Consider the following 19227-nt stretch of genomic DNA (forward strand, 5'->3'; position numbering starts at 1 on the left):
ACCGCCGGTCGGCCGAACGGTCGGTTCCCACGGGGTCTACCGTCCCCACACCATGAGCGAGAGTGTGAGCGCGGCTGCGGCCGGCAACGGTGAGGTGGCCCTGCGCCACCCCGGTGGAGAACTGCCCCTGCCCGTGGTCCCGGCCACCGAGGGGGCCGATGGACTGGACACGGGCAAGCTGCTGGCGACGACCGGGCGGGTCGCGCTGGACATCGGCTTCGTCAACACCGCCGCGTGCACCTCGGCGATCACCTACATCGACGGTGACGCCGGCATCCTGCGCTACCGCGGCTATCCGATCGACCAGCTGGCCGAGCACGCCAGCTTCGTCGAGGTCAGCTATCTGCTGATCTACGGCGAGCTGCCCACCGCCGCGCAGCTGGCCGACTTCGACTCCCGGCTGCGCCGGCACACCCTGCTGCACGAGGACCTCAAGCAGTTCTTCAAGGGCTTTCCCCGCGATGCCCATCCGATGCCGGTGCTCTCCAGCGCGGTCAGCGCGCTGTCCACCTTCTACCAGGACTCCCTGGACCCCTTCGACCCCCAGCAGGTGGAGATCTCCACGCATCGGCTGCTGGCCAAGCTGCCCACCATCGCCGCCTACGCCTACAAGAAGTCGGTCGGCCAGCCGTTCCTCTACCCGGACAACTCCCTGGGCCTGGTGGAGAACTTCCTGCGGATGACCTTCGGCTTCCCCGCCGAGCCCTACCAGGTCGACCCGGAGCTGGCCGCGGCGCTGGACATGCTGTTCGTGCTGCACGCCGACCACGAGCAGAACTGCTCGACGTCCACGGTGCGGCTGGTCGGCTCCTCGCAGGCCAACCTGTTCGCCTCGGTGTCGGCCGGGATCAACGCGCTGTTCGGGCCGCTGCACGGCGGGGCCAACCAGTCGGTGCTGGAGATGCTGGAGTCCATCGCCCGCGAGGGCGGGGACATCCCGGCGTTCGTGGCGCGGGTGAAGAACCGCGAGCCCGGCGTGAAGCTGATGGGCTTCGGGCACCGGGTGTACAAGAACTACGACCCGCGGGCGGCGATCGTGAAGAAGACCGCCGACCAGGTGCTGGCCAAGCTCGGCGGCAACAACGAGCTGCTGGACCTGGCGCGGCAGCTGGAGGAGATCGCGCTGTCCGATGACTACTTCGTCGAGCGCAAGCTGTATCCGAACGTGGACTTCTACACCGGGCTGATCTATCGGGCGATGGGCTTTCCGACCCGGATGTTCACCGTGCTGTTCGCCCTGGGCCGGCTGCCCGGCTGGATCGCCCAGTGGCGGGAGATGATCAACGACCCGGCCACCAAGATCGGCCGCCCGCGGCAGGTCTACACCGGCGCCACCGAACGCGCCTTCGTCCCCATCGACCAGCGCTGAGCCCGGCCCCGTCCCGGCTCCCGCCCCTAGCTCGCCGAGGGTGGGGAGGACGGGGTCCCTTCTCACCCCGGCCGGGCCGGCCGGTGCCGACCTCCCCAGGGGACCGCACCGGCCGGCTCGCAGCGGCGGCGCGGGATCCGGCGAGCGTGTCGCTGCGCCACCTGCCGCTCCCCGGCGGACGACGGTCTGCGCATGGACCGAGGGGCGACACTGCCCGCAACGCCGCTGCGAGCGTTGGTTGGCGTCCGCTGCCCATCGGTCGGCCTCGGCACCATCAGGCGCATGCATGGTGCCGGGCTGGGTGAACCCGGCCATTGCCGGCACCGCGGCGCTGTGCGCGGTGTCCCTCGCCGGTTTGGTGGTCGTTCGGGGTGCCCGGTGGGCTCGGGCGGGACGCTGACCCGGCTGTGGGCCCGGGCCCGCGGTCGTCCGGTACGCGGCTGACCGAGCCGAGCCCGCACTCACTGCTCCGCCGATCCTCAGCCCCTGCCCACCATGCGGGGCAGGGGCTGAGGATGCCGGTGAGGAGGTCCCTCCTCCTTCTCCCCCTGCCCACCATGCGGGGCAGGGGGAGAGCAGGCGCAGAGGACGGTCCACCGCCGACCGGGAGCCCGTCCTGACGCGGTGCTCAGCCGCCGACGATCCGCGTCGACAGCGAGCCGATGCCCTCGATGCTCACGGTCACCTCGTCGCCGGCCTGCAGCGGGCCGACGCCGGCCGGGGTGCCGGTGAGCACGACGTCCCCGGGCAGCAGCGTCATCGTCTGGCTGACCCACGACACGCACGCGGCGACGTCGAGCAGCATGTCCGCGGTGGTGCCGTCCTGCTTCACCTCGCCGTTGACCGTGGTCCGCAGGGACAGCGCCGACGGGTCGACGTCGGTCTCCACCCACGGGCCGAGCGGACAGGACCGGTCGAAGCCCTTCGCGCGGGTCCACTGCTTCTCGGCCCGCTGCATGTCCCGCAGCGTGAGGTCGTTGGCGACCGTGTAGCCGAGCACGACGTCGGCCACCCGCTCGGCCGGGACCCGGGTGCACTCGGTGCCGATGACCACCGCCAGCTCGCCCTCGAAGTGCAGGTTCTCCGTGTCCGGCGGATAGGGCACCTCGGCGTCCGGGCCGACGACCGACGTGGAAAACTTGGCGAACACGACCGGGATCTCCGGCACCTCGTTGCCCAGCTCCCTGGCGTGCTCGGCGTAGTTGCGGCCGAGGCACAGCACCTTGCTGGGCTCGACGGGGGCCAGGAGCCGCACCTGCGACAGCGGGGTCCGCTCCCCCGTCGTCCGGACCCCGTCGAAGGGCGAGCCGTCGAGTCGAACGACGAGGGCGTCGTCCCCCTCCCCCTCCACCAGGCCGTGGGACACCGGGCCACCGGCCGCCGGGGTGTAGCGGGCGATGCGCATCAGATGGCCCGGACCATGCCGCCGTCGACCAGGAAGTTCTGGCCGGTCGTGTAGGTGTTGGCGCCGGAGGCGAGGAAGGCCACGACCTTCGCGAACTCCGCGGCCGTGCCGTAACGACCCAGCGGGATGCCCTTCTCCGACTGCGCCCGCGCCTCCTCCACGGAGATCCCGGCCTGCTTCGCCCGGTTGGCGTCGAGGGTGGCCACGCGGTCCGTCGCGATCCGGCCGGGGCCGACGGTGTTGATCAGCACGCCCTCGGGCGCGAACTCGATCGCGAGCGACTTCGCCAGACCCAGCAGCGCGACCCGGTAGGTGTTCGACAGCAGCAGGTTCTCGATCGGCTGCCTGATCGACGACGACGCGATCGTGACGATCCGGCCCCACCCCTGCTCGCGCATGTGCGGCAGCACCGCCCGGAAGAGACGCACCGTGCTCATCAGGTTCAGGTCGTGCGCCAGGTACCACTTGTCGTCGTCCAGCGCGTCGAACCCGCCCGGCGGCGGGCCCCCGGCGTTGTTCACGAGCACGTCGACCGGACCGAGGCGCTGCTGCGTCTCCTCCACCAGCCGGGCCAGGTCGGCGGCGTCGGCGACGTCCGCGGCGCAGTACTCGACCTGCGCGCCGGTGGCCCCCGAGATCTCCGCCGCGGTCTTCGCCAGTTGCTCCTCACCGCGGCTGGCGATCATCACCCTCGCGCCCTCGGCGGCGAGCTGGATCGCGCTGGCGCGGCCCAGGCCCTTGGAAGCGGCGGTGACCAGGGCGACCCGGCCGGTCAGTTCGAGGTCCATCGGGTGTCCTCCGTCGTCGTCTGTGGGGTCGGTGGGAGTGCTCAGGCCACGGGGTTGGTGAGCTCGCGGAAGCCGGTGATCTGCACACCGGCGGTGTCGCCGGAGCGGATGTGCACCGCCCCCGGCGTGCCGGTCGAGATGACGTCGCCGGGCAGCAGCGTCATGACCCGCGAGTGGAAGGCCACCAGCCACCACGGCCGGAAGGTCATGTTGGAGACGACGTTGCGCCGGTGCACCTGCCCGTTGTGGATGGTGGCCACCTCCAGCGCGTCGACGTCGTCCACCTCGTCGACGGTCACGAGCTCAGGCCCGAAGCTGAAGAAGGTGTCGAAGCTCTTGGACCGGGTGAGGTAGCGCGGGTTCTTCTCGAGGATGTCCTCGGCGGTCATGTCGACGATCGTGGTGAAGCCGGCGACCACCGAGGGGGCGTCGGCCTCGTCGACGTCCTTGCACTCGCGGCCGATGACCACGCCCAGCTCGCCCTCGGCGGTCGTGCGCTGCGACTGCGGCGGGATCCGGATCGGGTCGCCGGGGCCGATGATGGCGGTGTCGGGCTTGAGGAAGCTGGCCGGCTCGGTCGAGGGCGCCTTCTCCGAGAGGTCCGCGGCGTGCTCGACGTAGTTCAGCCCGATGCCCCAGATCTTGCGCGGCCGGCGGTAGAGCGGCGCGTACGCCAGCTGCTCCTGCGGCACGACGAGCTCGTCGAGCCGGGCGGCGTCCTGACCGGCCACCCAGTCGCGCAGCTCCTCGAGCCGGCCACGCTCGAGGAGCTCCAGCACCGTCTCCGGCCAGTCGGTGCCCCGGCGCTCGTTGAGGGTGGGCAGCGGCACGGCACCGCCGGGGCGCACCAGCGCTCCCGGCTCCGCGCCGTCCAGTCGCAGTGTCGTCAGTCGCACAGGCGTGTCCTCTCGCGGACGGCCCCGGGCGCGCGGCAGCGCGGCGCCGGAGCAGTGGGTGGGAGCAGGGGCTACAGGCCGACGGCGGCGATGAGGTCGTCGAGTTCGGCGAGGGTGAGCTCGTCGACCGCCGGGGCCGGGAAGCGGGCGTGCGGCGAGGCGATCGCGCCGCGGCGGGCGAAGACCTGCTTGCGGATGGTCACCCCGCCGACGCCGAGCTGGGCCTCGTAGCGGATCAGCGGCAGGTACCGGAAGAAGAACTCCTGCGCACCGGCCCGGTCGCCGGCGACGAACCGCTCGTAGGTGCCGACCAGGACCTGAGGGAAGCCGAAGCCGGTCATGATGCCGTCCGCGCCGCGGAGCAGCTCCTCGTACAGGTAGAGCCCCCCGAGCCCGCCGAAGACGCCGACCGGCCCCTTGGCCCGCTGCGTCACCGCGGTGATCTTCGGCAGCGTCGGCGTCTCCTCGAGCTTGAGGTAGCGGCAGCCCTCGATCTCGTCGAGCAGCCGGACGAGGAACGGCGCGGGCATGACGACCCCGGTGTTGACCGGCTCGTCCTGCACGACGACCGGTACCGACACCGCCTCGGCGACCATCCGGAAGTGCTCGAAGACCAGGTCGAGGTTCCGGGTGTTGTCCGGCGGGGCGAGCATGACGGCCGCGGCGCCGGCGTCCTCGGCCCGGCGGGCGTAGTCGAGCGCCATCTTGGTGGCCCGCGCCGAGACCCCGGCGACGACCGGGACCCGGCCGGCGGTGGCCTGCAGGTAGCGGCGCAGGACCCGCTCGCGCTCCTCGTCGAGGAGCTTGGCGGCCTCGCCCATGATGCCGAGGATGGTCAGGCCGTGCGCCCCGGCGCCGAGGTAGTCCTCGACCAGGCTGTCGATGCTGCCCTCGTCGACCTCGCCGTCGTCGGTGAAGGGCGTCAGTGTGATGGGCAGCACACCCGTGAGGGCGGTCACCAGGAACTACTCTGCGGGGGAGAGCAGGAACCGAGGGTCCGGCGCGCGACGGCGATCACATCGGCACCGTAGCCGCCCGCCGATGACCGGGACCACACCCGCCCCCGCAGCGTCGCGGGCGGCCAGGAGGACGGAGGACGATGCCGGTCCAGCGATACGCGGTGGTCGGAGGCGGGATCATCGGGACGGCCGTGGCCCGCCGGCTGCTCGCCGAGCGGCCCGACGCCGAGGTGACGGTCCTGGAGAAGGAGGACCGGCTCGCCGCCCACCAGACCGGCCGCAACTCGGGCGTGGTGCACGCCGGCCTGTACTACGAGCCCGGCTCGCTCAAGGCGACGCTGTGCCGCCGCGGGGTCGCGCTGCTCAAGGAGTTCTGCGCCGAGCGCGGGCTGCCCTACGACGAGATCGGCAAGGTGCTCGTGGCGCTCGACGGCGCCGAGGAGGAGCGGCTGGCCGCGATCGCCGAGCGGGCCCGCGCCAACGGCGTCCCCGGCGTCCGGGTGATCGACCGGGCGGAGCTGCGCGAGCTCGAGCCGCACGTCGCCGGCATCGCCGCGCTGCACTCGCCGACCACCGCGATCGTGGACTACGTCGCGGTCACCGAGCAGCTCGCGGAGGACGCCCGCAAGGCCGGGGCCACCGTGCGCACCGGCTTCGAGGTGGCCGCCTTCCGGTCCACCGGAGGGCAGGTCGTGGTCGCCGGCACGTCCGGCGAGGAGGTCGTCGCCGACCGGGTGGTGCTCTGCGCGGGCCTGCAGGTCGACCGGCTGGCCCGCCTGGCCGGGGACGACGACTCCCCCCGGATCGTCCCCTTCCGCGGGGAGTACTACGCGCTGACGCCGGAGAAGCGGACGCTGGTCAACGGCCTGGTCTACCCGGTGCCCGACCCGCGGTACCCGTTCCTCGGGGTGCACCTGACCCCGCGGGTGGACGGCGAGGTGCTGGTCGGCCCCAACGCCGTCCTGGCGCTGGCCCGCGAGGGCTACCGGTGGCGCGACGTCTCCCCCGCCGAGCTGGCCGCGATCGCCCGCTTCCCCGGGTTCCGGCGCTTCGCCCGACAGCACTGGCGCACCGGCCTGGCGGAGATGCGCGGGTCGCTGTCCAAGCGGGCCTACACCGCCGCCGCCCGCCGCTACGTGCCCGAGCTGACCGTCGAGGACATGGTGCCGGCGGCCGCGGGGATCCGGGCGCAGGCACTGGAGTCCGACGGCAGCCTGGTCGACGACTTCCGCATCTCCCGGCGGGGCGCCGTGGTGGCCGTGCGCAACGCGCCCTCCCCCGCCGCCACGTCGTCGCTGGCGATCGCCGAGCACCTCGTCGGCGTGCTGCTGGCCGAGGACGGCCGGCCGTGAGCCGGATCCGGTGAGCGGCGGCCGGGGGCGGCCCGCGGGTCCGGCCCGCGCGGCGACCGCGGCGGTCACGGTGACCACCGCCGGCGTGCTCCCGGCCTACCTCGTCGGCGTGCTGTGGGTGCAGGTGCGCGCCGACCTCGGCGTCGGCCCGTCCCTGCTCGGCCTGCTGGTCGCCGCGTTCTTCGCAACCTCCGCCGTCGCGGCGCTCTCGGCAGGGGCGATGGTGCGGCGGCTGGGCACCGTGCCGGTCGTGCGCCTCGCCGGGCTCACCGCGGCGGCCGCGATGCTCGTCGTCGCGCTGGCCGCCCGCGATCCCGCCGTCCTCGTCGCCGCGCTGGTCCTCGCCGGGTGGGGCAACGGCATCGGGCAGCCGGCGAGCAACGACCTCATCGCCCGCTCGGTGTCCCCCGGCCGGCAGGGCCTGGCCTACGGCCTCAAGCAGGCGGCGATCCCGCTCTCGACGCTGCTGGCCGGCGTGGCGGTCCCGCTGGTCGCCATCCCGCTGGGCTGGCGGACGGCGTTCGGCATCGGCGCCGTCCTGGCGCTGCTCGTGGTCCTCTCCGTACCGGGCCAGCGGCGGCTGGGGTCGGCGGGGTCGTCGTCGCCGCCGTCGGAGGCGGCCGGGCCGTTCCGTCGCGCGCCGCTGTACGTGCTCGCCGCCGGGATCGCGCTCGGTGCCGGCACCGGCAACGCGCTGGGCTCCTTCTTCGTCACCACCGCCGTCGCCGGGGGCATCGCCCCCGCGACCGCCGGCGTGCTCGCCGCGGTGGCCAGCGGGACCGGCGCGCTGGCCCGCGTGCTCGTCGGGTGGCTGGCCGACCGCGTGCGCACCCGCTGGCTGCTCGTCGTCGCCGGGCAGATGTCCGTGGGCGGCCTGTCCTACGCACTGCTCGGCACCGGCGTCGAGGCGCTCATCGCCGTCGGCGCGGTGGTCGGCTACTGCACCGGCTGGGCGTGGGCCGGGCTGTCCACCTACGCGGTCACCCGGATGCACCACGGCATGGCCGCCCAGGCCACGTCGATCACCCAGGGCGGCATGGGCCTGGGTGCCGCGCTCGGGCCGCTGGCCTTCGGCGGGCTGCTCTCGGTGAGCTCCTACGCCGTCGCCTGGACCGCGACCGCCGCCCTCGCCGTCGTCGCCGGGCTGGTCGTCGTGCTCGGCCGGCACCTGCTGCTGCGCGAGCGCCCCGCGCTCGTGGCCGCCCATCGACGGCGCCGGGCCGCCGCGCGGGCCTGAGCGCGGGCCCGCTGCTCAGGCGAAGGGGTCGGTGGCCCGGCGCAGAGCTGCGGCGGCGTCGCCGAGGACCGGTTCGCCGTGGCCGAAGCAGGCGGCCTCGACGTCGAGCGCCGCGAGCCGCTGCAGGGACGCCCAGGCGCCGGCACGGTCGGTGTTGAAGGGGCCGAGCACCACCTGGCCCTGGTGCTCGGCGACGGTGTCGCCGGTGATGAGCACTCCGTGCCGGGGCAGGTGCAGGGCGATGCTGCCCGGGGTGTGGCCCGGCACGCCGAGGACCACCGCACCGCCGGCGAGGTCCAGGACGTCCCCGTCGTCGACCTCCTCGTCCACGCGGCAACCGGGCGCCGGCTCCAGGCCGGCGGCGACGACGGCGTGCAGCGCCTGCTCCGCCGCGGTGAACACCGGCGGGGGGCCGGGGACGTCCCCGCGCACGAACGCGGCGTCCGCGCGTCCCACGACCACCCGTGCCCCTGCCCACGCGGCGATCTCCGCCGCCGAGCCGGCGTGGTCGTCGTGGAAGTGGGTCAGCACGACGCGGCGCAGGTCCTGCCGCGCCAGGCCGAGGAACTCCAGGGCGGCAGCGACGGCAGCGCCGCTGCCCGGCGGGCCCGTGTCGATCAGGGTCGCGCCGTCCCCGTCCTGCCACAGGTAGGCGTTGGCGACGGGCAGCCGCAGCAGGTGCAGGCCAGGGACCACCTCGTCCATGTCCACGTCCACGTCGTCCACCCCCACGTCCACGTCCTGATCCTGGACCGCGGCACGCGGGTTCCGCGCCCGTGTTCGCCGAGGGGAGACAGCCGGGCGGGGCAGGGTCAGCCGCGCACGGGCCAGGCGGCCAGCGGCGCCTGGTCGTCACCGTGGCTGCCCCCGGCGTGGGCGACGGCGGCCAGCAGCAGCCCGAGAGCGGCGCGGTCGAGGCCGGCGGCGAGGTCGCCGAGGTCGACCGGCTGACCGTCGGCGAGCGAGGCGGCGGCGCGCAGCAGGCGCAGCTGGCTCCCGCTGCCGCCGATGGTGCCGGCGCGCAGCGCGGCGTCGACCTCGGGCCAGGCGACGTGCGCCCAGAGCCCCTCGCCGTCGACGTCGTCGAGCAGACAGACCAGGCCCGCTGCCTGCAGCTGCGGCAGCCAGTGCCCGGCGTTGGCCAGGAGGAGGACCGCCGCCTCGGCCGAGTAGTCGCCGACCGCAGCGCGCAGCAGGGCGGTCTCCAGGTCGGCGAGGTCGAGGTCGGCAGCCCGGGGCTCGAGGATCACCGCGTTCCCTCCGGGACTCCGTGTCGGGTGTCGCCACCACCCTGCCGGAGGGGTACGACGGTTCCGGGCTCAGCCGGGGAGGGAGCGCAGCACCTCCAGGGCCTCGGCCAGCGTCGCAGGCACCTCCCCCGGCCGCCGTCCGGCCCGTTCCAGCCCGCGCGCGGTGCGCTCCTGGCGGGCCACCAGCGCGGCCGACATCAGCGGCTCCACCCCGGTGCCGGCGACGGTGTCGCGCACCATCCGCGCCTCCACCTGCCGGCGACCGGCGTGCCCGACGTGGGTGGTGACGAGCATCGTGGCGAAGTCGCGGGTCGGCCAGCGGTCCAGTGTCTCCTCGACCATGGCCAGCAGCGGCTCCACGACGTCGAGCTCCGCCGCCGCCAGCAGCGCCTCGGTCCAGAGCCCCTCCAGGCCCTTGACCACGACGCTGCGCAGCATCTTCAGCGCCGCGGCGGCGCCCACCCGCTCGCCGACGACGGTCGCGGTCAGGCCGGCGCCGCAGAGCAGGCGGGCCGTCTCGCCGGCGTCCCGGCCGGCCAGCGAGATAGGGATGCGGCGGCCGTCGAGCCGGATGCCGCCGCCGGTCATCACCCCGTCGACGACCCGTGCGGTGGGCAGCGCGGCGGCCACCGCCTCCTTGACCTGCGGCGCGGTGGAGTTCAGGTCGACGTAGAGGACGCCGTCCCGGGCGGCGGCCGCGAACCCCTCGGCCGCGGCCAGCGCGGTGGCCGGGGTGACCAGCGACAGGACGACGTCGCGGTCGGCGAGCCCCGCCGCGTCGGGGACGGGCCGTGCCCCGGCCGCGCGGACCGCCTCGGCCAGCCCCGGGCCGCGCTCCGGGTCGCCGAGCAGGCGGTCGTGCACCGCCAGGTCGGCTCCGGAGGCGGCCAGCGCGCCGCCGATGACCCGGCCGGCCTCGCCGAAGCCGACCAGCCCCCACCGGGTGCTCACGAGGCCGCCTCCGCACCGGCCCGCACCTCGGTCAGCGCGGCCGCCACCCACGAGCGGTCCCAGGTGCCGGCGGCGATCTGCGCGAACGCCACCTCCTCGGCCCGCGCCTGCTCCTCGCCGGCCGCGACGACCTCCGCGGCCCGCTCGTGCGGCAGGACCACCACGCCGTCGGTGTCACCGACCACGACGTCACCGGCCCGCACCACCGTGCCCCCGGCGTGCACCGGGCCGCCGATCTCCCCGGGGCCGTCCTTGTACGGGCCGACGTGGTTGACGCCGCGCGCGAAGACCGGGAGGGCGCCCGCGGCCAGCCCCTCGACGTCGCGCACGGCACCGTCGACGACCAGCGCGACCAGCCCCCGGGCGGCGGCGTACCGGGCCATGAGTTCACCGAGCACCGCCCGGTCCAGCGCACCGCCGCCGTCGACCACGAGCACGTCCCCCGGCCGGGCGAGGTCGAGGGCCCGGTGGACGACGAGGTTGTCGCCGGGGCGGGTGCGCACGGTCAGCGCGGGGCCGGCGACCCGCGGCCAGCGCCCACCGGGCACCGGGTGCACGCCGCAGACGCCGCCGGTGCGCGCCATGCTGTCGGACAGGATGCTCGTCGGCAGTGCCCGGCACCGGTCCAGCAGGGCCGGGTCGGGGCTCGGGCCGCGCGGGTGCAGCCGGCAGGTGCTCATCGGTGCAACTCCTCCTCGGGGGACGGGGCGGGCGGGTGCGTGCGGGCGGGGAGAAACGGCGGCCGCCGCCCGCTCACCGGCAGCCCGCGCGAGCGGCGCACCATCTGGCGGCTGACCCGGACGGTGACCGCGCCGGCGAGGCTCAGCGCCGCGGCGGTGAGCCACGCGGCGTCGTAGGAGGCGGTCTGCGCGACGACGCCGAACAGCAGCGGCCCGGAGGCGGCGCCCAGCGACAGCCCGGTCTGCACGAACCCGGTGACCGACGCGGCGGCACCCCGGTTGTCGCGGATGACCGCGAAGTGGAACAGCCCGGTCCACGCCCAGCCGGCGCCGTAGGCCAGCGCCCCGCCGACGACGACGGCCGGCACGGGGCCCGCGGCCAGCAGGGCGTACCCGAGGGTGCCGAGCGTGAGCAGGTTGGCGATGAACAGGTAGGCGCTGCGCCCGGGGTGCCGGTCGGCCCACCACCCGAAGCCGACCCGGCTGACCAGGCCGAGCGCCGAGCAGCCCGCGAAGAGCAGCCCGGCCGGTCCCGCGCCCACGCCCGCGGCGACCGCGGAGTCGACGAGGAAGACCCCGGTCGGGGTGGCCGCGGCCGAGCCGAGGAAGCCGCCGAGGGTGAGCACCACGAGCCCGCCGCGGGGCAGTCCCCGGTCCGGTGCGGCCGGCGGGCGGGGAGCTGCGGCGCCCCGCCGCCCGGCGTCCCGTCCGCCGGCCAGCGAGGCCAGCAGCAGGACGACGGCCAGGGCGACGGCGCCGGCGACCGCCCACCGCCAGCCGAGGACCAGCGCCACCCCGGGCACGGCCAGACCGCCCAGCAGCGTCGCGGCGGGGATCGAGGACTGCTTGACGCCGAAGGCGACGCCGAGCCGCTGCTCGGTGACCAGCTCGGACACCACGGCGTTCGCCGACGGCTGGGCCACGGCGTTGGCCAGCCCGCCGACGGCCAGCCCGGCCACCAGCGCGGCCGGCGAGCCGGCGAGGGCGATGACGGTGAGCGAGGTGGTGGCCAGCGCCGCGGCCAGGGCGGCGCCGCGCCGGGAGCCCAGCCGCTGCACCAGCCGGCCACCGGGGCGGGCCAGGCCGCCGGAGACGGTGAACAGGGTCGCGGCGGCGAGCCCGAACAGCCCGAGGCCGACGTCGAGGTCGGCGCGGATCTGCACGGCGAGCGCGCCGACGAGGAAGGCCGGCAGCACCCCGAGCACCGAGACGGCCACCGCCTGCAGGACGGCGCGGACCGCCGCCGGGGACCGGGCGCGCCGGGCCCCGGCCGCGCGGCGCCGGCCGGGTTCGACCGGGTCGGCGTCGGCGTCCCCGGCCGGGTCACCCACGCGCGGTTCCTCCCAGCGGACGGTCCACCTGCCCCGCCAGCGCCTGCAGCGCCCGGTGGGTCTCGGCGTCCAGCGGGACGCCGTGCGCGCGGCGCAGGGCGCGCTCGGCGGCGGCCCGCTGTCCCGGCGTCCGGACCGGCAGCTCCGGGTCGACCGGGGCCAGCGCCCGCAGCCCGGCGAGCAGCCGGGCCGCGCCGTCGCCGATGGCCTCCGGATCGCCCAACCGCGCCGGGTCGAGGACCACGACCAGGTGGCTGGTGTCCGGCGGCCGGGCACCGGACCGGAACGTCAGGTTGCCGACTCCGGGCCCGGTCGGCCCGCCGGCCAGGACCGCGGTCAGCAGCTCGACCAGCAGACCCAGCCCGTAGCCCTTGTGACTGGACCGCTCGCGGTCGCTGCCCAGGGGCAGCAGCGCGCCCTTGCCCGGGTAGACCGCGCCGGGGTCGGTGGTGTCCTGCCCCTCCGGCGTGAGGCCCCAGCCGAGCGGTACCGGCTTGCCCAGGCGCAGGGCGATCTCGAACTTGCCGCCGGCGACCGCGGAGGTCGCCATGTCGAAGACGATCGGCTCCTCGCCGGCCACCGGCATCCCCAGCGCCAGCGGGTTGGTGCCGAGGTAGGGCCGCATCGCGCCGGTGGGCGCGACGATCGGCCCGGTGTTGGTCGCCGCCAGCCCCACCAGTCCGAGCCTCGCCGCGTCGTACACGTAGCAGCCGCTGGCGCCGTGGTGGCTGCTGCCGCGCACGTTGACCCAGCCGACGCCGTACCGCCGCGCCCGCTGGACCGCCTCGTCGAACGCGAGGGTGGTGACCGGGTGCCCGAGCAGGTTGTGGCCGTCGACCAGCGCGACCGCGCCACCGTCGGAGTGCACGCTCGGCTCGCCGTCGACGGCGATGACGCCGGTGCCGATCGCGCCGACGTAGGCGGGCAGCCGGGCGATGCCGTGCGAGTCGATGCCCGACAGGTCGGCGTAGGCGAGCACCCGCGCGGTGTCGCGGGCATGGGACGGTCGGACCCCGACGGCCTCGAGCACCTCGACCGTCCACGCCTCCAGGACGTCGGCGGGCACGCGCACCGCCGGTTCCTCGAGCACCTCCACGGCCTCGACCCCGGCCGGCTCGGCGGACGGGGACGCGGCGGTCGACGACTCCCCCGACCCGAATGCGGCGAGGACCGCGTCGGCCACCTCCCGGGTCGACGCCGCCGCCACGCCCTCCGGCGCCAGGTCGTAGGTCCACGGGCCCGAGCGCAGCACCACGTCGACCGCGGCCCGCACCCGGTCCCCGGCCTCCCGGGTCGCGGGGAAGTGCCGGAGCAGGGCCGCCAGCGCGAGGAAGCCACCGAGCGGGTCGACCTCGTCGCGCAGCGCCCGCCGCGGCGCCGAGCCGTGCGCCGGCTCGAACAGCCCGACGCAGCGGCCGCGCGCGGGCTCCCCGGGGTGGACCGAGGCCGAGCCGCACAGCGCCGGGGAGCCGGCCCGGCCCGCGGCGAGGTCGGACAGGACGTCGCCGAGCAGCCCCTCGGTCACCAGGACGTCGGGGACCTCGGCCCCGGAGCCCAGCTCGAAGGCCGCCCGGTCGACGTAGCGGTGCTCGACGGCCACGCCCCGCTCGCGGGCGACCTCGGTGGCGACCTGCCGCCAGAGCCGGCCGGTGGCGTAGAGGTTGGCCTTGTCCACCGAGACGAGCCGTCCGCCGCCCCGCCGCTCCAGCTCGTCGCAGGCCAGGTGCACGACCTCGGCCACCCGCTCCCGGGTCAGCCGCAGCACGTCGGCGGCCTCGCTGCCGTCGGGCCGGAGCAGGCGGTCGTCGGCGCCGCCGTAGGAGCCGCCGATGAGGTTGCGGACGACGGTGAGCTCCCGGCCGTCGGGGAACGGGATGTCGCGGACCGAGACGCGCAGGTCGTAGCGCTCCCGCAGCCGGTGCAGCGCCGCCTCCGGGCGCGGGCACACCTCGGCCGGCACGCGCGGGTCCTCCCCCACCGCGCCGAGCAGGAGCGCGTCGGCGGCGTCGCAGGCGGCGAGCGTCTCCGCGGGCAGGACGTCGCCGGTCGCCGCGGCGGCCCGGGCGCCGACCGGCCAGGGACCGGTCACCTCGACCACCCCCTGCTCGGCCAGCCGGTGCAGCAGCCGCGCCGGCCCGTCGAGCACCTCCGCGCCGACGCCGTCCCCCGGCAGGAGCGCGACCCGGATCACCGCAGCACCAGCTCGCGGCCGACCGTCGTCAGCGCCCGCTCGGTGTCCGCCTCGCCCAGGCAGGCCTCCAGCTCGGCCAGCCAGCCGGGCAGCGCCTCGGCCATCGTCGGGTGCTCGGCGTGGCCGAGGTCGCCACCGAAGGCCAGCTGGTCGTGCGGGTAGACCTCGCCGAGCGTGGTCGACCGCGGCCCGTCGGGGGTGAGGAGATCGGGGAGGATGCCCAGCTCCAGCACCACGCCGAGGCGGGCAAGCTCCGGTGCGGCGGCGTCGTCCCACTGCAGGAACGGCATGCGCGGGTGGTTGAGCAGCATCCGGCGCACCCCGGCGGTGTGGGCGGCGCGGAAGAGCACCAGCGCCTCCGCGCAGGTGAGGTGACCCGAGGCCAGCACCAGGTCGGCCGCGGCGACCACGTCGAGCACCTCCTGCCACGCGGGCAGCAGCGCGCCGTCCTCGTCGACGACGTCGACCTGCCGGAAGGACAGCGTCCGGTGCACCGACAGCTCGGGACGGGCCGCCGAGGCGACGTGCGCGGGAGCGGAGACCGTCGGCATCCACACCACGCGCCCGCCGAGCCGGGCGGCGACCTCGACCGCGTCGGGGTTGGCCCCGCCGACCGGCGAGTTGAGCACGATGCCGCCGACCACCTCGACGCCGTCCGTCTCCGCCCGCTCGCGGGCCAGCGCCGCCCGCTCGGCCGTCGACCCCTCGTGCGCCTTGAGGACGGCGAGGTCGACCCCGACCTGCGCGTGCGCGCCGACGACCTCGTGGTCGAGGCCGTGCCGCGGCACGAGGCTCGGGGCCCCGTGCACGTGCAGGTCGGCGACGCCGCTGATGAGCCGGGGGCTCACCGCTCCGTCCGCGGCCGGTCCACCGGCGCCGGGGTGCTGCCGACGGGGGACGACGCCGGCCGCGAGGCCACCGTCGGCGCACCGCCGGGCGCGTCCTGCCCGGCCGTCGGCGCGGCGTCCCGGTCGCCGCCACCCGCGTCCTCCGCCCGGTTCCGGCGGCGGGTGACCAGGTGCACGAGCACGCCGGCGACCATGAACGCCGCGCCGACGGCGATGAACACCGGCGTCATGACCAGCAGCGCGATCGCGGCGACCAGGAACAGCAGCCGCTCGGGGACCCGTGCCGGGCCGAACAGCCAGGCGCCGGTGACCACCGCCAGCGAGGCGACGGCGAAGACGGAGGTGACGAAGGCGATCGCCACCGTCTCGGCGCCGCCCTCGAAGAGCAGCCCGACGCCGCGCGGGGAGAGCACGAAGATGAACGGCACGAGGAACGCCGGCAGCGTGTACTTCCACGTCAGCCACATGGTCTTCACCGGCTTGCCGCCGGTGATCGCCGCGGCGGCGAACGGGGAGAGCGCCGTCGGCGGGGAGACCTCGCTGAGCACCGCGTAGTAGAAGATGAACATCGCCGCGGCGAACGGCTCGACGCCCACCTGCTGCAGCGCCGGCGAGATGACGACGAACGAGATGATGAAGCTCGCCGTCACCGGCACCGCCAGCCCCAGCAGGACGACGACCGCGGCCGAGAACAGCGCGGTGAGCACGACGTTGCCGTTGGAGAAGTCGACGATGATCCCGGCCAGCCGCAGGGCCAGCCCGGTCAGGGTCATGACGCCGACGATGATGCCGGCGACGGCCATGACCGGGATGACCGAGAGCGCACCGGTCGCGCCCTGCGCCAGCGCCGACCACATCCGCCGGGGCGTGATCCAGGACCGCCGCTCGAGGAAGCTGAGCAGGAAGGCCAGCACGGTGGCGTAGACGACCGCGCGGAACGGCGTGTAGCCGAGCACCAGGAAGAACACGATCGCGGCCAGCGACGAGAAGTGGTAGCCGAAGCGGAGGAGCAGCTTCCACGGCGACCGGGTCTCGATGGCGACGGTGTGCGTCTTGTGCCGCCGGGCGTCCATCTCGATCGCCAGGATGATCCCGAGGTAGTACAGGATCGTCGGGATCGTCGCCCAGATCAGCACCTCGAGGTAGGAGACCTGCAGCAGCTCGGCGATGATGAACGCCGCCGCGCCCAGGGTGGGCGGCGACATGATCGCGCCGATGCCGGCGGCCGCGAGCACGCCACCGCCGGCCTCGGCGGGGTAGCCAGCCCGCTTCAGCAGCGGCCAGGAGATGCCACCGAGGGTCACGGTCGTCGCGACACCCGAGCCGGACACCGTGCCCAGCAGGAAGCCCGACAGGGTCACCGTGCGGCCGGGTCCGGCCGGCGACTGCCCGAAGGCGGCGAAGGACAGGTCGATGAAGAAGCGGGTGGCGCCGGACGCGGCCAGGACGGCGCCGTAGATCGTGAACAGGATGATGTAGGTCGCGGCGACCTCCAGCGGCGTGCCGAAGATGCCCTGCGTGCCCATGACGTTGTGCCCCACCAGCCGCGGCCAGCCGAAGTTGGCGGTGGTGAACGGCGACGGCAGGAACGAGCCCCAGTACGCCGAGGCGATGAAGAGCAGGACCACGATCGGGACCAGGACGCCGACGGTGCGCCGCGCCGCCTCCAGGCACAGCAGGATGAGCAGCGTGCCGATGAGCAGGTCGGTGTCGGTCGGCAGGATCGCGCGCCGGAAGAAGCCCTGCCAGTCCGCCACCATGTAGACGCCGGGCATGAGCGAGACCAGGGCCAGCAGCCAGTCGAGGACGTTCGGGCGGTCGGGCCTGCCCGCCTTCCTGGCCTTCTCCGACCGCGGCCAGCCGCGGTAGGTGAGGAAGGTCAGGAACAGGCCGACGGAGAGGAACAGCGGCAGGTACACCTGCCGCGGCATCGGGTTGAACACCCAGTAGAGGGCGAACACCGACAGCCCGACACCGACCACCGAGGTGACCCAGCTCGGCCATCCGGTGAGGTGGCGCGCCGGCTTCTCGGCCTCGAACTCGGCGATCAGCGCCTCCTCGTCGATCCGGTCGGGATCGTCGAGCGGTTCGGCGTCGGGGCGCTTGTCGAGGGTGGCGACGTCCACGATGCCGCCCTGCCGGTGCGCGGCGTGGTGGGCGGCCTTGTGGACGCTGTCGTGCCGGTGCTCGGCCGGGGCCTGCTCGTCCTCGGCCGGAAGGGTCCGTGTGCGGCCTGGCAGCTTCATCCTCATCGCGTGATCTCCAGTAGCACGGTGGGGTCCTCCTCGGTCACGAGCCGCCAGATCGGGACGGGATCGGCGCCCGGGGCGTACAGGGTGCGCTCGCCCAGGTCGGTTGCGGCGATGTTCAGGACGTCGAAGACGGCCGGTCGGGCCGGGTCGGGCTCGGCCACGTGCGCCCGCCGGTCGCCGGGCGGTGCCGGCCGGGGCGCACCCGGGACGGCGTAGTACTCCTCGAGCACGGCCACCTGGTCGGCGGCGAGCTCGACCAGCTCGAAGCGGCCGTCCGGGAGGACGCGGTACCGCTCCTCGGCAAGGGTGGTGTAGACGCTGTTGCGGTAGCCGACGGCGAACCGGTCCCCGGTGAGCGGGACGCTGGCGACGACCTCGCCGTCCGGTGTCCGGACGACGACCGCCGGGCCGTTCCCGCCGGCCGGCGCCGACGTCGTCGCGGTGACTGCCGCTCCCATCAGCACGGCGGCTCCCGCCAGCACGACGGCGAGGAGCCACCGCGGCGTCCGGTGGCGGGCGGGCGCGCCGCCGGGGCCCGCGGCGCGAGCGCCGGCCCCCGGCGGCGCGACCACCTGTCCTCCTCCGCTGCGGGTCCGGGGGTCAGCCCACGGAGTCGAAGTAGGCCTGGGCGCCGGGGCACGTCTCGATGAAGGCGACCTCGTCGGCCGTGGCCGGGTCCAGTTCCGCGGCCGCCGGGTGGACGGTGAGCAGCTGCTCCTTGTTCTCGAAGACCGTGCGGGCGATGTCCTGCTGCAGCTGCTCGTCCATGTCCTCCCGGACGACGAGGATGTTCGGTGAGACGACCTGCGGCGAGGGCTCCGCCTGGCCCTCGTAGGTGTTGGCCGGGATCTCGTCGGCGAAGTAGTAGTCGCCGTACTGCTGGGCCATCTCGTCGGCGTACTCGCCGGTCGGGATGAGCACCAGGTCGTCGGTGCTGGCCAGGTCGACGATCGCGCCGGTGGGCAGGCCGCCGGACCAGAAGCCGGCGTCGACGGTGCCGTCCTGGATGGCCGCGACGGTCTCGGCGACGCCCAGCTGGGCGCGCTCGATGTCGGTCTGCGGGTCGATGCCGGCCGCCTGCATGATGCGGTCGGCGGTGACCTCCGAGGCCGAGCCGACCGCCCCGGGGGACACGCGCTTGCCGCGGAGGTCCTCGATCGTCTTGATCCCGGTCTCGGCGGTCGTGAAGACGTGCGTAAAGTTGTTGTAGATGTTGCCGAGCGAGCAGATCGGCAGCGGCTCGGAGAAGGTGTTCTCCCCGTTGGCCGCGTCGGACACCACGTCGCCGAGGCCGAAGGCCAGCTGTGCCTGCCCGGAGGCCAGCAGCTGCATGTTGTCGACCGACGCGTTGGTCTCCTGGACCGTCACGACCGTGCCGTCGAGCTGCGAGCTGAGCAGGTTCGCGATGCCGCCGCCGTACGGGTAGTAGACGCCCCCGGTGCCGCCGGTGGCGAAGGTCAGCGTGCCGCCGGCCTGGGCACCCTCACCGCCCCCCGTGCCGCCTGAGTCGCCTCCGCCGCAGGCGGTGAGCAGGAGGGCTGCGGCCGTGGCCGTGCCGAGGAGACGACGGGCCGACCGGGCGGGGTTCGGGCTGGAGGTCATCGTTGGCCTTCCTGGTGGGTGCGATCGGAGGCCTCCCGGGTCGGTGTCCTCCCTCGTCCGGGCGGCCCGGGAGACGGAACCGGAGCGGTTGGAAGCCGAGTGAAGCAGCTCACAAC

At 75.1% G+C, this 19227-nt stretch carries 17 protein-coding genes; 3 read left to right on the forward strand and 14 right to left on the reverse strand.

Features of this window, described 5'->3' with window-relative positions:
* Window positions 1-52 precede the first annotated feature (52 nt).
* Entirely contained in the window at window positions 53-1369 is a 1317-nt protein-coding gene (locus ACU610_RS12920) for a citrate synthase (RefSeq protein ID WP_446768112.1), read from the forward strand.
* Between the two features lie 628 nt (window positions 1370-1997).
* Here ACU610_RS12920 and ACU610_RS12925 read toward each other — a convergent pair.
* From ACU610_RS12925 to ACU610_RS12940, 4 genes are all read right to left on the reverse strand, one after another.
* Window positions 1998-2774, reverse strand: coding sequence for a fumarylacetoacetate hydrolase family protein (locus ACU610_RS12925; RefSeq protein WP_446768113.1), 777 nt, complete (start codon window positions 2772-2774; stop codon window positions 1998-2000).
* Complete coding sequence (locus tag ACU610_RS12930) at window positions 2774-3562, reverse strand: SDR family oxidoreductase (RefSeq protein ID WP_446768114.1); 789 nt, start codon at window positions 3560-3562, stop codon at window positions 2774-2776. The genes ACU610_RS12925 and ACU610_RS12930 overlap by 1 nt, the downstream gene beginning before the upstream one ends.
* A 41-nt stretch (window positions 3563-3603) precedes the next feature.
* Window positions 3604-4458 (reverse strand): fumarylacetoacetate hydrolase family protein, encoded by an 855-nt coding sequence (locus ACU610_RS12935; protein ID WP_446768115.1) that lies wholly within the window; start codon window positions 4456-4458, stop codon window positions 3604-3606.
* A 71-nt stretch (window positions 4459-4529) separates the two neighbouring features.
* The gene (locus ACU610_RS12940) at window positions 4530-5417 is read right to left on the reverse strand and encodes a dihydrodipicolinate synthase family protein (protein WP_446768116.1); all 888 of its coding nucleotides are present in this window, start codon (window positions 5415-5417) and stop codon (window positions 4530-4532) included.
* A gap of 140 nt (window positions 5418-5557) precedes the next feature.
* Here ACU610_RS12940 and lhgO point away from each other — a divergent pair, with 140 nt between their 5' ends.
* Both lhgO and ACU610_RS12950 read left to right on the forward strand, forming a co-directional pair.
* On the forward strand, window positions 5558-6769 hold the full coding sequence (lhgO, locus tag ACU610_RS12945) for an L-2-hydroxyglutarate oxidase (protein ID WP_446768117.1): 1212 nt from the start codon (window positions 5558-5560) through the stop codon (window positions 6767-6769).
* A 10-nt stretch (window positions 6770-6779) separates the two neighbouring features.
* A complete protein-coding gene (locus ACU610_RS12950; protein WP_446768118.1) occupies window positions 6780-8006 on the forward strand; it encodes an MFS transporter in 1227 nt (408 codons plus the stop codon).
* A 15-nt stretch (window positions 8007-8021) separates the two neighbouring features.
* On the opposite strand, the gene ACU610_RS12955 is transcribed toward ACU610_RS12950, so the two are convergent.
* From ACU610_RS12955 to ACU610_RS13000, 10 genes are all read right to left on the reverse strand, one after another.
* Entirely contained in the window at window positions 8022-8744 is a 723-nt protein-coding gene (locus ACU610_RS12955) for an MBL fold metallo-hydrolase (RefSeq protein ID WP_446768119.1), read from the reverse strand.
* Window positions 8745-8818: 74 nt separating this feature from the next.
* Window positions 8819-9256 (reverse strand): hypothetical protein, encoded by a 438-nt coding sequence (locus tag ACU610_RS12960; RefSeq protein ID WP_446768120.1) that lies wholly within the window; start codon window positions 9254-9256, stop codon window positions 8819-8821.
* 69 nt (window positions 9257-9325) lie between these two features.
* On the reverse strand, window positions 9326-10207 hold the full coding sequence (locus tag ACU610_RS12965; RefSeq protein ID WP_446768121.1) for a DUF1932 domain-containing protein: 882 nt from the start codon (window positions 10205-10207) through the stop codon (window positions 9326-9328).
* Complete coding sequence (locus ACU610_RS12970; protein WP_446768122.1) at window positions 10204-10887, reverse strand: RraA family protein; 684 nt, start codon at window positions 10885-10887, stop codon at window positions 10204-10206. Before ACU610_RS12970 ends, ACU610_RS12965 begins: the two co-directional genes overlap by 4 nt.
* The gene (locus ACU610_RS12975) at window positions 10884-12218 is read right to left on the reverse strand and encodes an MFS transporter (protein WP_446768123.1); all 1335 of its coding nucleotides are present in this window, start codon (window positions 12216-12218) and stop codon (window positions 10884-10886) included. Before ACU610_RS12975 ends, ACU610_RS12970 begins: the two co-directional genes overlap by 4 nt.
* A complete protein-coding gene (locus ACU610_RS12980) occupies window positions 12211-14409 on the reverse strand; it encodes an Ldh family oxidoreductase (RefSeq protein ID WP_446768124.1) in 2199 nt (732 codons plus the stop codon). Before ACU610_RS12980 ends, ACU610_RS12975 begins: the two co-directional genes overlap by 8 nt.
* Window positions 14406-15257 (reverse strand): DUF6282 family protein, encoded by an 852-nt coding sequence (locus ACU610_RS12985; protein ID WP_446768125.1) that lies wholly within the window; start codon window positions 15255-15257, stop codon window positions 14406-14408. The genes ACU610_RS12980 and ACU610_RS12985 overlap by 4 nt, the downstream gene beginning before the upstream one ends.
* Complete coding sequence (locus tag ACU610_RS12990; protein ID WP_446768126.1) at window positions 15254-17503, reverse strand: TRAP transporter permease; 2250 nt, start codon at window positions 17501-17503, stop codon at window positions 15254-15256. The genes ACU610_RS12985 and ACU610_RS12990 overlap by 4 nt, the downstream gene beginning before the upstream one ends.
* Window positions 17504-17505: 2 nt before the next feature.
* A complete protein-coding gene (locus ACU610_RS12995) occupies window positions 17506-18081 on the reverse strand; it encodes a hypothetical protein (protein WP_446768127.1) in 576 nt (191 codons plus the stop codon).
* Between the two features lie 28 nt (window positions 18082-18109).
* The gene (locus tag ACU610_RS13000; RefSeq protein ID WP_446768128.1) at window positions 18110-19111 is read right to left on the reverse strand and encodes a TAXI family TRAP transporter solute-binding subunit; all 1002 of its coding nucleotides are present in this window, start codon (window positions 19109-19111) and stop codon (window positions 18110-18112) included.
* Between the last annotated feature and the right edge of the window lie 116 nt (window positions 19112-19227).

Source organism: Geodermatophilus sp. URMC 61, from assembly GCF_052931555.1.